This window comes from Paraburkholderia sp. SSBN10T, assembly GCF_056619545.1.
Map to the genome: position 1 here is coordinate 42,538 of NZ_JBWQQI010000008.1, position 12,036 is coordinate 54,573.

9 protein-coding genes are annotated in these 12,036 nt (G+C 63.5%); 4 read left to right on the forward strand and 5 right to left on the reverse strand.

Features of this window, described 5'->3' with window-relative positions:
* Nucleotides 1-100: 100 nt before the first annotated feature.
* On the reverse strand, nucleotides 101-1,285 hold the full coding sequence (gene dinB, locus AC1ECK_RS14550; RefSeq protein WP_480320220.1) for a DNA polymerase IV: 1,185 nt from the start codon (nucleotides 1,283-1,285) through the stop codon (nucleotides 101-103).
* A 126-nt stretch (nucleotides 1,286-1,411) separates the two neighbouring features.
* On the opposite strand from dinB, the gene AC1ECK_RS14555 reads away from it, so the two are divergent.
* On the forward strand, nucleotides 1,412-1,795 hold the full coding sequence (locus AC1ECK_RS14555; RefSeq protein ID WP_480320222.1) for a hypothetical protein: 384 nt from the start codon (nucleotides 1,412-1,414) through the stop codon (nucleotides 1,793-1,795).
* A gap of 121 nt (nucleotides 1,796-1,916) precedes the next feature.
* Nucleotides 1,917-2,636: an aspartate/glutamate racemase family protein gene (locus AC1ECK_RS14560; RefSeq protein ID WP_480320225.1), complete on the forward strand. Its 720-nt coding sequence runs from the start codon at nucleotides 1,917-1,919 to the stop codon at nucleotides 2,634-2,636.
* 28 nt (nucleotides 2,637-2,664) lie between these two features.
* Here AC1ECK_RS14560 and AC1ECK_RS14565 read toward each other — a convergent pair whose 3' ends face one another.
* The 3 genes from AC1ECK_RS14565 to AC1ECK_RS14575 form a co-directional block, all read right to left on the reverse strand.
* On the reverse strand, nucleotides 2,665-4,023 hold the full coding sequence (locus AC1ECK_RS14565) for an ABC transporter ATP-binding protein (protein ID WP_480320227.1): 1,359 nt from the start codon (nucleotides 4,021-4,023) through the stop codon (nucleotides 2,665-2,667).
* A gap of 92 nt (nucleotides 4,024-4,115) precedes the next feature.
* Complete coding sequence (locus tag AC1ECK_RS14570) at nucleotides 4,116-5,867, reverse strand: ABC transporter permease (RefSeq protein WP_480320229.1); 1,752 nt, start codon at nucleotides 5,865-5,867, stop codon at nucleotides 4,116-4,118.
* 212 nt (nucleotides 5,868-6,079) lie between these two features.
* Complete coding sequence (locus AC1ECK_RS14575) at nucleotides 6,080-6,220, reverse strand: hypothetical protein (RefSeq protein WP_480320231.1); 141 nt, start codon at nucleotides 6,218-6,220, stop codon at nucleotides 6,080-6,082.
* A 1,012-nt stretch (nucleotides 6,221-7,232) separates the two neighbouring features.
* On the opposite strand from AC1ECK_RS14575, the gene AC1ECK_RS14580 reads away from it, so the two are divergent.
* The gene (locus AC1ECK_RS14580; RefSeq protein WP_480320232.1) at nucleotides 7,233-7,586 is read left to right on the forward strand and encodes a hypothetical protein; all 354 of its coding nucleotides are present in this window, start codon (nucleotides 7,233-7,235) and stop codon (nucleotides 7,584-7,586) included.
* A 90-nt stretch (nucleotides 7,587-7,676) separates the two neighbouring features.
* A complete protein-coding gene (locus AC1ECK_RS14585) occupies nucleotides 7,677-9,194 on the forward strand; it encodes a carbohydrate porin (protein WP_480320234.1) in 1,518 nt (505 codons plus the stop codon).
* A 96-nt stretch (nucleotides 9,195-9,290) separates the two neighbouring features.
* Here the strand turns inward: AC1ECK_RS14585 and AC1ECK_RS14590 are convergent, their stop codons facing one another.
* Entirely contained in the window at nucleotides 9,291-11,189 is a 1,899-nt protein-coding gene (locus AC1ECK_RS14590; RefSeq protein ID WP_480320236.1) for a potassium transporter Kup, read from the reverse strand.
* Between the last annotated feature and the right edge of the window lie 847 nt (nucleotides 11,190-12,036).

Genomic DNA, 12,036 nt, shown 5'->3' on the forward strand with positions numbered 1-12,036 from the left:
ATTCTATCGGCGTCAGAAAGCGTTGGGGCACAGATGTGGAAGCGCAGACGGATGAGCGGCCTGCCGGGTTACGCAGGGTGCTTGAGAATTACACGGGGAACTACTCGCCGGAATCGTCCGGCTCGGCTTGCGGCGGCGCCTCGATCACTTCATCCGCAGGCTCGTCGTCGAACAGCGTGAACTGGCCGGGTTGAGCCAGATGCTCCTCTTCGAGCCGCACACCCACGCCCAACAGCCGCACCGGCTGGTTGCGGCGCGCGAAGCCCTTCTCCAGCAGCGCGAGTAGCGTCGGCAGATGCGTGACCTCGCCCACGCATTCGACCGTGGTGCGCTGAAAATCGGCGAAGCGGATCTTCACGAACAGCTTGCGCACCGCCGCGGCCGCTTCGGCCCGCGCAATGCGCACGTCCAGTTGTTCGGCAAGGCGCCGCAGTTCGGCCGCGCACTCTTCGAGCGTGCGCAGATCCGTGACATAGGTCGTCTCCACGCTCACCGATTTGCGTTCCTGGTCGGCGCGCACGGGCCGCGCGTCGATGCCGCGCGATAGTTCGTAGAGCCGCTTGCCGAACACGCCGAACTGACGGTGCAAATCGACCAGCGACCAGTCACGCAACTGTGCGCAGGTGGTGAGGCCGAGCTTCTCGAGTTTGGCCGCCGTCACCTTGCCCACGCCGAAAATCTTGCGCACCGGCAAGGCTGCGACAAATGCATCGACTTCATGCGGACGCACCACATAGAGCCCATCGGGCTTGTTCCAGTCGGAGGCGATCTTGGCCACGAACTTGTTGGGCGCCACCCCTGCCGACACCGTCACGCCGACCGTCTCGCGCACGCGCTCGCGAATCTCGTTGGCCATCAGCGTGGCGCTGCCTTTACAGCGCTCGGCGCGAGTCACGTCGAGATAGGCTTCGTCGAGCGACAGCGGTTCGACCTCAGCGGTGTAATCGCGGTAGATCGCCATGATCTGGCGCGAGGCGACCCGGTATTTTTCCATCGACGGCGGCATGATCAGCAGGTCGGGACACTTGCGCAAGGCCAGCGCCGACGACATGGCCGAGTGCACGCCGAAGCGCCGCGCCTCGTAATTGCAGGTGGCGACCACGCCGCGATGATCGGGCCGCCCGCCCACAGCCAGCGGCCGACCGCGCAGCGACGGGTCGTCGCGCATTTCGACCGACGCGTAGAAACAGTCGCAGTCGCAATGGATGATCTTGCGCACGGACGGCGGGGGCGTCGCTGACGGCATAGGGGACAGACCCGGCCTCGGCATCATGGGCGGCTTCATTGGGCGCACGCGTGACGAGGAGAGCGCGGCGAGAGGAAGATCGAGCGGGTTCACGATGCATATACTGTACAAAAATACAGTAGTATTATCAAGACGCTCACGAACCCTTACGCCACCTTCGCGCCCATGCCCTCTTCCATCCGCAACTCGCTCGTCTGGATCTTCGAGGCCTTCGAGCGCGATCCGACCTACCTCAGCAAACGGATGTTCGGCTCCGAGGCTGCCTATATCGACGGCCTGCTGTGTCTGGTCGCCTGCGACCGCGACCCGCCGTGGAATGGCTTGCTGGTGTGCACCTCGCAAGATCGCCACGCCGCGCTCATCGATGAAATGCCCGCTTTGCGGCCGCACCCGGTACTCGGCAAATGGCTGTATGTCCCGCAAGACGATCCGGCATTTGAAGCCAGCGTCGAAACGATAACGGCGCTTGTGCTCGCACGCGATCCGCGTGTGGGCGTGGAGCCGAAGCCGCGCAAGCGGCGCGGAAAATCGACGCTGCCGAAGGCATAGGCACGAAACTGCCGCCCCGAGCGGAACCGTACCGGCGCAATCGCGCCGATCCGTACCGCTGCCCGTCGCCCTGCCCAGCCTATACTCGACGCTCACACATCGGCACCGGCAGGACAGGAAGATGAAAACCATCGGCATCATCGGCGGCATGAGCTGGGAATCTTCGGCCGAGTATTACCGGCTGCTGAACCGCCATGCGAAAGCGCGCCTCGGCGGCCATCACAATGCGCGCAGCCTGCTGCTGACGGTGGATTTTGCCGAAGTGGAAGCGCATCAGCGGGCCGGCGACTGGACCGCGCTCGGCAAGCAGATGGCCGCAGCGGCACGTCAACTCGAGCACGGCGGCGCGGACCTCGTGATCCTCGCCACCAACACGATGCACCGGGTGTACGAATCGATCGAGCAGGCCATCGCCATTCCGTTCCTGCACATCGCCGATCCGACCGGCAGCGCCTTGCGCGCAGCGGGCGTCGAACGCGTCGGCTTGCTGGGGACGCGCTACACGATGGAGCAGGCGTTTTACACGGGGCGGCTCAACGAACGCTACGCGCTCGAAACGCTGACGCCGAACGAAGCCGATCGCGCCGACGTGCATCGCATCATTTACGACGAGTTGTGTCATGGCGCGGTCCACGAGGAATCGCGACGCGTCTATCAGCGCGCGATCGCGGAGTTCGCCGCGCGCGGCGCGCAGGCGGTGATTCTCGGCTGCACGGAGATCACGCTCCTCATCAAGCCGGAGCATGCCGCCTTGCCGGCGTTCGACACCACAGCGCTGCATGCGCAGGCTGCGGTGGACTGGGCGATCGAAGCTGATCGCCAAGGCGCAGCGGCAGACTGATACCGCTGCGCTCCGGATTGCCTAAAGCTTAGGCCTCCACGTCTTCCAGGCTGAACAGTTCGGTCTGGTCGTTATACGAGAAGATCTCGCCATAGCGGCCCCAGTTGATCACGGCGTCGAGCGTATCTTCCGCGGCGCTGTCGGTCAGGAAGTCTTCCAGTTCCTGCTCGAAACGCACGCGCGGCGCGCGATGCCCCGGACGCTCGTTGAGCACCTTCTTGATCCGCGCGGCGAGCGGCACGTGACGCAGCAGATGCTCGGCGAACATCATCTTGCGTTCCTGCGTGCCGAGTTCGGCAAATACACGCGCCGGCGGCGTCAGCAGGATGTCGCCTTCACGCACTTCCGCAAAGCCCAGATACTGCAGCACTTCGGCCACCGGGAACAGATCGTCCACCTCGAGATGCAGCGAGCGGGCGATTTCCGGCATGTCGGCACGGCCGTGATACGGCGCCGCGGCCAGCATCTCGATCAGACCGGCCATCAGGTTGGTCGACACATGCGGCAGCCAGCTACCCAGTTCGAGGCCCTTCCGGGTCGATTCGTCGTGCTGGCGCGAGGTCATCTTCGCGTAGATCTCGTCCACCAGGCGGCGGAACTCCGGGTCCAGGCGGTTGCGCGGATGTTTGAACGGCACCTTGATCTCGGCGATCACGCGGCCCGGGTTCGACGACAGCACGAGGATCCGGTCGCACATGAACACCGCTTCCTCGATGTTGTGCGTGACGATCAGCACCGACTTGATCGGCATGCGGCCCTGGGTCCACAGATCGAGCAGATCGGTACGCAGCGTTTCGGCGGTCAGCACGTCGAGCGCGGAGAACGGCTCGTCCATCAGGAGCAGCGTCGGGTCGACCACCAGCGCACGGGCGAAGCCCACGCGCTGGCGCATGCCGCCCGAGAGCTCGCGCGGATAGGCATTTTCGAAGCCGTCCAGACCGATCAGGTCGATCGCGGCCAGCGCGCGTTCGCGGCGCTCGCGCGCGCCCACGCCCTGGGCCTCGAGACCGGCTTCCACGTTCTGCAGCACGGTCAGCCACGGAAACAGCGCGAAGGTCTGGAACACCATCGCCACACCCTTGGCGGGGCCGTCGAGCGGCTTGCCGAGGTACGAGACCTGGCCGCCGGTGGGTTCGATCAGCCCGGCGATGATCCGCAACAAGGTCGACTTGCCCGAGCCCGAACGGCCCAGCATGCCGACAATCTCCCCTTCACGCAGCGACAGGTTCACGCCGTCGAGCACCAGCAACTCGTCCTGGTTCTTGTCGAAGCCGCGGCTCACGTCCGTCACGCGCAGCACTTCGTCGCCGAGGCGCGCAGGTGTGGCCGGAGTCTGGGGCGCAGTCGGGAGAAGATCGGCCGATACAACTTTATTAGGATTTAGCATCGTGGTTACGCTCACAATAAAACTACCGGGTCGCCCCAATTTTGGTTGTCCCCGTTAAGGCAGCCGGGGCGAAACGTCAGGTGCTGGGCCGTTCAGTCGAGCCGCAGCCTGGATTCGGCGAAGGCGTACATCGGACGCCACAGCAGGCGGTTGAACAAAGTCACAAACAGCGACATCACGGCAATGCCGAGAATGATCTTCGGGAAGTCGCCCGCGGCGGTAGTCTGCGCGATATACGCACCCAGGCCGTGAGCCTGAACCTTGGTATCGCCCCACTGCACGAACTCGGCCACGATGCTCGCATTCCACGCGCCGCCCGAGGCAGTAATCGCGCCCGTCACGTAGTACGGGAAAATGCCCGGCAGCATTGCCTTGCGCCACCACTGCCAGCCGCGAATGCCGAAGTTGGTCGAGACTTCGCGGTAGTCGTTCGGATACGCGCTGGCGCCCGCAATCACGTTGAACAGGATGTACCACTGGGTGCCGAGCACGATCAGCGGCGACAGCCAGATATCCGGGTTCAGATGGAAGCGCACGATGACGATCACGAACACCGGGAACAGCAGGTTGGCCGGGAACGCGGCGAGAAACTGCGCGAGCGGCTGGATCTTCTCGGCGAGCGCCGGGCGCAGTCCGATCAGCACGCCGAGCGGCACCCAGATCACTGAGGCGATGATGATCAGCAGAAGCACGCGCACCAAGGTAATCAGGCCGAGTACGAACACGTGGCCGACTTCATCGAGCGTCACGCCGGTGCGCACATAGGTCACCACGCGATAGACGACATACAGCGTGAGGAGAATCACAAGGATCCCCCAGACGATGTCGCCCACACGCGACGATTTCTGCCGGCGCGGCATGCTGAACTTGAGCTGCCCCAAGCCCGGCAGGCGCATCGGCACGCGCGCCGCATTGGCGAACAGCTTGCCCATCGGTACGAGGCTGCGGTGAATCAGGCGGGTGCGGCGCACCAGATCGAGCAGCCACGATTGCGGCGCATCGCCCGAGCTGGTCGTTTCCATGCGGAACTTGTCGGCCCACGCCACCAGCGGACGGAACAGAAACTGGTCATAGGCCAGAATCACGATCGTCATCGTCAGGATCACCCAGCCCACCGCGTGCAGGTTCTTGTCCGAAATCGCCTGGGCCAGATACGCGCCGATGCCCGGCAGCGTGATCGTGTTGTTGCCCACCGTGATCGCCTCCGAGGCCACCACGAAGAACCAGCCGCCCGACATCGACATCATCATGTTCCAGATCAGGCCCGGCATCGAGAACGGCACTTCGAGCTTCCAGAAGCGCTGCCAGCCGGTCAGGTGGAAGCCGCGCGAGACTTCGTCCAGGTCGCGCGGCACCGTGCGCAGCGACTGGTAGAAGCTGAACGTCATGTTCCACGCCTGGCTCGTGAAGATCGCGAAGATCGCCGCCAGCTCCGCGCCCAGCACCCGGCCCGGGAACAGCGCGAGGAAGAACGTCACCGTAAACGAAATGTAGCCGAGCACCGGCACCGACTGCAGGATGTCGAGAATCGGCACCAGCACGAGGCCCGCGCGGCGGCTCTTGGCGGCGAGCGTGCCGTAGATCAGCGTGAACGCCAACGATGCCACCATCGCCGCGAGCATGCGCAGCGTGGTACGCAGCGCGTACTCAGGCAGGCTCGACGGGTCGAGCGAGATCACCTGGGTCTTCAGCGTCGACATCGGCGCGAGGGTCTGGTGAAAGCCGATCGCCGTGAACGCGAGCGCGCAGATGATCAGCGGGAAAGCAACGAAGTCCCAGCCGTTCGGCAGCAACCGCCACGCCGAAGCATTGGCGGTGCGATTGAGATTGAAATTGAAATTCATCTGGCATCTCCCCGGTCACGGGTTGCTGGAACATACGGAGCGACGCCTGGGCGATGCACAGTAGCAGGATTAAAAACTCGCGACGAAAAGCTGAAATGACTCATGGCTAAACATAAGCGAACAAAGAAACAGCACACGCCTGCACCATTGGCACGCTGCACTTCATCGCGAGCGACGAAACGCACCTGCCAATGACGCAACAGCAAGGAAACTCAGAAAACGAGGGACTTCAGGGTGTGCCAGAGCACGGCGAACCTGCGCGGTTCACGAGCTTGCAGAGAAAGCATGGCGTCGTAGTGGACGCGCGCTTCCTGGACGTGCGGGAATTGCGACAGGAGGAGGCCGAAGTTCATGGTATTGCTCCGAGCGTTGGCTTAACGCATTGGCTGGAAGCCAGCAGACCCGGAGTGCCAGCGCATCATGCGCGTGGCGGGGAAGATCTACTCGCTTCCTTCAGACAAAGGAAAGGTATAGCGGCATATGGGACAACTGTCAGGGTCTGGCACGGTGTTCTCCTTATCGCTGCAACGCATGGCGCGTCCACAACGCACGATGCGTTGATCTATCCACACGCAAGCCGGCGCCCCGGATTGCCGGGACGCGCACAAGCGCCGCCGCGAGCGAGGCTCGCGACACGAGTGCCATCCGAACGCGCGAGATCGCTACGCTCTAATGACGCTGATAAAGGTGCACGGAGAGGGTGACTACGGCGCGCACCGTCTGCCTGCTGGCAAGACGGCGGCTAGGGAATACAGCGCGGGCGTCCTGCTGGTCAGGCAAAGAAACTGATCGAAGATCGACTACTGCTACTGTCCAAGGCATTAGCCCCATTTGTGACGACGGCAGAATTCTAGACATCTTGAGACTCAAAAGTCAACTTCATTCGCTAAGCAGAGCCAACATAATAAAAATCCGCTCGCTGGCGCCGCCCGCCTGGACGATAAGGCTTCATTGCCCTTTCATCCGGCCATCGGGGAAAGGTCGACGCAAGTGAAACGCCATACTCCGTCGAACCCTGGTCGGAGGCACGTTGCATTTACGCTTTTTTTACTTGCGGCTTCGCGCAAGGGGCGAATACAATCCGCCCGTCTCATCAAAAGGAGTCCCTTGTGGACACATGCTCTAGCAGTGGAAGTCCGATGCCGGCTCGTGCCGGCGCAGCAACCGCGAGATAGCCGCCACAGGATTCCTCCTTCGCCGCTAACTCGCCCTAGTCGGGTTAGCGCGCTTCATTTCTGACTGGCATTGCGCCGGTCCGTCAGCAGCACGCTCCCTTGTTCGACCGCCTTTCGCAAGCTCGCTTGCGAGACGCCATCACGTCTTCATACGTCGCCTGATCCTGTCAGGCTGGACGGGAGTGGGTTTATGTTCGTCTATTCGTTTTTCGGCTCGGTGATCGCCGCGCGCGCTACGGCCTGCGCCGCTCGTACCCATTTCCTGGTCGCCGCCTCGCCCGTCGGCGCCGGCGCATCTCATGCCGGCCGCGCCTCGCAGGCCGCTGGTGCGCAGCGCGCCGCTGCGGCCCTGCTGCGCCGCGCCGCGAAGCTGACTGCACGCGCCGCGCTGCGGGCAGCTTATGCCGACAATCCATTGACACCTACCGGCTACGCGATTCTGGCGATGACTGTTGTCGCCGTGGCGCTGGTCGCGATGTTGTCCACTTCATCCGTCAGTAACGAACTGGAGAGTGCGTTACGGGTGAGCTGGTGGTTCTCCTGAACGGGGCAGGTTCACAGCCCCGCCTTTTTTGAAGCGCTAGATCGATAAAACATCCAGGCGGCTACGCCGCGATAACTTCCCCCACTCGCCATGAAAAAAAATCTGAAAACCAAACTGCTGCTGTCCAGCGGACCCATCAGCCTGAGCCTGCTGCTGTCGCTTGGGATCGTGCCGCCGGCGCTGGCCCAGGCGAGCAGGGACGCCACGCCTGCCGTCCCTGCGCCGGAGGCCGGACAGAGCGACGCGCAACCGGCCGCGCCCGCCAGCCCCGACGCCGCGGCAGCCAAACCGGATCAGACGCCGCCCGCGCCGACCGGCTTCTGGGAGCGCTCGAACCTGCTCGGCGACATGGGCGGCCTGCGTCCGTGGCTCGGCAACTATGGGGTGACCTTTGGCCTGCAGGAAACCAGCGAGTATCTGAACAACCTGTCGGGCGGCACGCGGCGCGGCGGTGCCTATGACGGCCTAACCCAGTTCGGGATCGGCGTGGACACGCAGAAAGCCTTCGGTCTGCCGGGCGGTATCTTCAACGTCTCGGGCCTGCAGATTCACGGCACCAACCTGAGCTCGCGCGACCTGCAAACGCTGCAGGCTGCGAGCGGTATCGAGGCCGACGCGACGACGCGCCTGTGGGAGCTCTGGTACCAGCAATCGCTGCTGGGCGGCAAGGTGGATGTGAAGGTCGGCCAGCAAAGTCTCGACCAGGAATTCATGGTGAGCCAGTACGCCGGCACGTTCATGAATGCGACCTTCGGCTGGAATGTTCTGCCTTCCGTCGACCTGCCCGCCGGTGGCCCGGCCTATCCGCTGTCGTCGCTCGGCGCGCGCCTGCGGGTCACGCCTTCGGACAACTGGACCGTGCTGGCCGGTGTGTTCGACGGCAACCCGGCCGGCAACGGCACAGGCGACCCGCAGAAACTGAACGCGCACGGCACGAACTTCAATCTGAACGGCGGCGCACTCTTCATCGGCGAAGTGCAGTACGCGCTCAACCCAGCGCCGTCGGACCCGGCCGCGGCCAAGCCCGCCGGCCTGCCCGGTACCTACAAGCTCGGCTTCTGGTACAACACGCAGACGTTTGCCGACCAGGGCTTCGACACCACCGGCCTGTCGCTCGCCAACCCGGCCAGCAACGGCATCGCCCAGACCCATCGCGGCGACTACAGCTTCTACGCGGTGGCCGACCAGATGGTGTGGCGCCCAGGCGCGGACAGCCCGCAGTCGGTCGGCGTGTTTGCCCGGGTGATGGGCGCGCCGGGCGACCGCAATCTGGTCGACCTCGCCGTGCAAGGGGGCGTGACGCTGAAGGCGCCGTTCAAGGGCCGCGACAACGACGTGGTCGGGCTGGCCGTGAGCTACGCGCAGATCGGCTCGCATGCGCAGGATTTCGCGAGCACGTCGGCCATCTATACGCCGGGCTACCCGTCGCGCAGCGCCGAGACGGTCCTCGAAGCGACCTATCAGTATCAGGTCACGCCGTGGTGGCAACTGCAGGCGGACTTCCAGTATGTGTTCCGTCCGGCCGGTGGCATCCCCAATCCGGACAACCCGTCGCAACGCATCGGCAACGAAGCGATTGTCGGCCTGCGCACCAACATCACGTTCTAAGCGGGGTGGCAGGCGCCGCCGGGTAACCGGCGGCCATCCCTGCAACGACGCGGCCGGCGCAGCTCAGCGAGCAGCCGGCCGCCCGGAGGCACAAGCCTACAGATTGATCTGCCCGCCCAGTTCGACCACGCGGTTGGCCGGCAAGCTGTAGTACTCGGCCGCTTGCGCCGCATTGCGTCCGAGGAACGCGAACAGCTTCTCGCGCCACAGCGACATGGCCTTGCTCTCGCCGGTGGCGAGCACCGTGTCGCGGGCAAGGAAGAACGAGGTGTCCGCGGGCTCGTATTCCCAGTCGGGGATCGCCTTGGCGACCAGCAACAGGATGGCCGGGACGTTCGGAATCTCCATGAAGCCGTTGCGCACACTGACCGAATAGCACCCGTGGCCGAGGTTCTGCACGCTCACCTTCTGGTCGTCACGCACGTGCGGAACGTTGTCCGTCCTGCCGGCCAGGAAGATGTTGGTCTGGTGCATCACGCGGTTGTGCTTGAGGTTGTGCATGAACGCGGACGGCGTCATACCGGCGACGCCGCCCGGAAACACCGCCGTACCGTCGACACGCGGCGGCGGATGCGAGCCGCCGCACAGCGACTGGATCAATCCGGCGAGCGGAATGTTGTCGCTCTTCATGCGCTCCACCACCACTTCGCGGCCCCGATGCCAGGTGGTCATCACCGTGAACAGCGCCCCGCCGGCCAGCAGCGGGAACCAGCCACCTTCGAGCACCTTGCTGATATTGCTCGAGACGAACACCGCGTCGACCAGCGCCAGCGGACCGATAACCACGAAGGTGGCGAGCGGCTTCCACTTCCACAGCGAGTGCGTGATGAAATACATCAGCAGCGTGGTCAGCAGCATGGTCGAGGCCACGGCAATACCGTAGGCCGCGGCCAGATTGTCGGAAGATTTGAAGAACACCACCAGAAACACCACCGCCGCATACAGCGACACGTTGATGAACGGCACGTAGACCTGGCCGACCTCGTGCGTCGAGGTATGGACCACCGGAATACGCGGCAGGAAGCCAAGCTGCACCGCCTGCTTGGTCATCGAGAACGCGCCGGAAATCACCGCCTGCGAGGCGATGATGGTGGCCGCCGTCGCCAGCACGACCAGCGGCACCAGCGCCCAACCCGGCGCCGACTCGAAGAACGGCTGCTCGATGGTCGAGGGCCTGGCGAGCACGAGGGCGGCCTGGCCGAAGTAGTTGAGCACGAGGCTCGGCAGCACCAGAAACAGCCAGGCAAGACGAATCGGTTTCTTGCCGAAGTGCCCCATGTCCGCGTAGAGCGCCTCGCCGCCCGTCAAGGCGAGGAACACCGAACCGAGTACGACGAAAGCGGTGCCGGGCGCATGCGCCACGAAATTCACGGCGTAAAGCGGCGAGACCGCCTTGACGATGCTCGGACCGGCGACGATATGCAGCAGGCCCAGCGCCGCGAGCGTGATGAACCAGACGATCATCACCGGTCCGAAGACCTTGCCGACCGTTCCCGTGCCGCGCTTTTGCAGCTTGAACAGACCGGTCAGGATGACCAGCGAAATCGGCACGATCCAGGCCGTCAGCTTGGGATCGACCAGCGTCACGCCTTCCACCGCCGAGATGACCGAGATGGCCGGCGTGATCATCGAATCGCCGTAGAACATCGCCGCGCCGAATACCCCGAGTGTGAGCAGCACCTGCGACAGGCGAGCCGGCGCCACGCGCGAGGCCAGCGCTGTGAGCGCGAGAATCCCGCCCTCGCCGTCGTTGTCGGCGCGCATCACGAAGCTCACATATTTGAGCGTGACCACCACGATGATCGACCAGAGGATCAGCGAGACGATGCCGAACACATTCGGCTGGGTGATGCCGCCCGCGGCCTTCAGACATTCGCGCAGCGTGTACAACGGACTCGTGCCGATGTCGCCGAACACCACGCCGATGGCGCCGAGCACGAGACTCGGTGCGGCGTTGACAGTCTGGGACGAGGAACTGGTGACAGTTGAGGACATAGGGTGTCGTAAGTTAAATGAAAATAACGGCATGCCTGACCGTATTGTCTCCTGACGGAAATACGGCCCTCGCACCAGCAGAATATTTAGCTTCTAGCAGGTTCTTGATACAGCGTGATGAAAATATCGCGCGCAGTGGCGATTCGGGTAGATACGGATTCGTGGCGAGATTTACCTCAGTTTCCAGATGCCCCAGAGCGCGATCGCGAGAGCCAGCCCGAAACCGCCGCCCAGCAGGATGTATGTCGCCATTTCAACGTCCTCGAAACAAGGTGTGCCTCATGGGATGCACGCCGTCACAAAGCATGCGTCCCTTAAGCGCCGAATAGTACCCTCGCTTCCTTTCAGAACCTGTCACTGGTTCGCGCTGCGCGAAGCGGCGCATAGGCGCCCTGCTTCAACGTGCCGGTCGACGTTCCGGAACAGCGCTGATCGACGTGGCCGCTGTTGTGGCCGCGTTGTTGTGGCTGTATTCGCCGCCCTCGCCTCACGCGCGTACTTTCGCGGCGAATGCCTTAACGTCGGCCTCGCTCAAACTCTTCAGGAGGACGTAATGGTTGACGATCCCCCGGATTGGCCCGTTGCCCCTTCCCCAATGCGACCGGCCCACATCCTCCGAACTGCGCGACCGGTATATGGAGTACCGCAGGGATAAGAACTACGGACCGAGCCGTCTCCCAGGGCGGCACAAATTCATACGCATCAGCCCACTTCACGCGGGTTTGCCGGTGTTGGTGAAATACCACAGAGCTATGCGCCTCGAGTCAGATTTCGTTAGGCAAGCGCCCAAAATTCCAAAATCTTTACAGTGTTTGACGAATAACTTTCATTAACCCTGCGAAAATTA

Bases quoted from the DNA above. Each gene is read 5' to 3' on its own strand.
- AC1ECK_RS14560 (WP_480320225.1), top strand. From the start codon at position 1,917: ATGAAAACCATCGGCATCATCGGCGGCATGAGCTGGGAATCTTCGGCC.
- AC1ECK_RS14570 (WP_480320229.1), bottom strand. From the start codon at position 5,867: ATGAATTTCAATTTCAATCTCAATCGCACCGCCAATGCTTCGGCGTGG.
- AC1ECK_RS14580 (WP_480320232.1), top strand. From the start codon at position 7,233: ATGTTCGTCTATTCGTTTTTCGGCTCGGTGATCGCCGCGCGCGCTACG.
- dinB (WP_480320220.1), bottom strand. From the start codon at position 1,285: ATGAAGCCGCCCATGATGCCGAGGCCGGGTCTGTCCCCTATGCCGTCA.
- AC1ECK_RS14585 (WP_480320234.1), top strand. From the start codon at position 7,677: ATGAAAAAAAATCTGAAAACCAAACTGCTGCTGTCCAGCGGACCCATC.
- AC1ECK_RS14565 (WP_480320227.1), bottom strand. From the start codon at position 4,023: ATGCTAAATCCTAATAAAGTTGTATCGGCCGATCTTCTCCCGACTGCG.
- AC1ECK_RS14555 (WP_480320222.1), top strand. From the start codon at position 1,412: ATGCCCTCTTCCATCCGCAACTCGCTCGTCTGGATCTTCGAGGCCTTC.
- AC1ECK_RS14575 (WP_480320231.1), bottom strand. From the start codon at position 6,220: ATGAACTTCGGCCTCCTCCTGTCGCAATTCCCGCACGTCCAGGAAGCG.
- AC1ECK_RS14590 (WP_480320236.1), bottom strand. From the start codon at position 11,189: ATGTCCTCAACTGTCACCAGTTCCTCGTCCCAGACTGTCAACGCCGCA.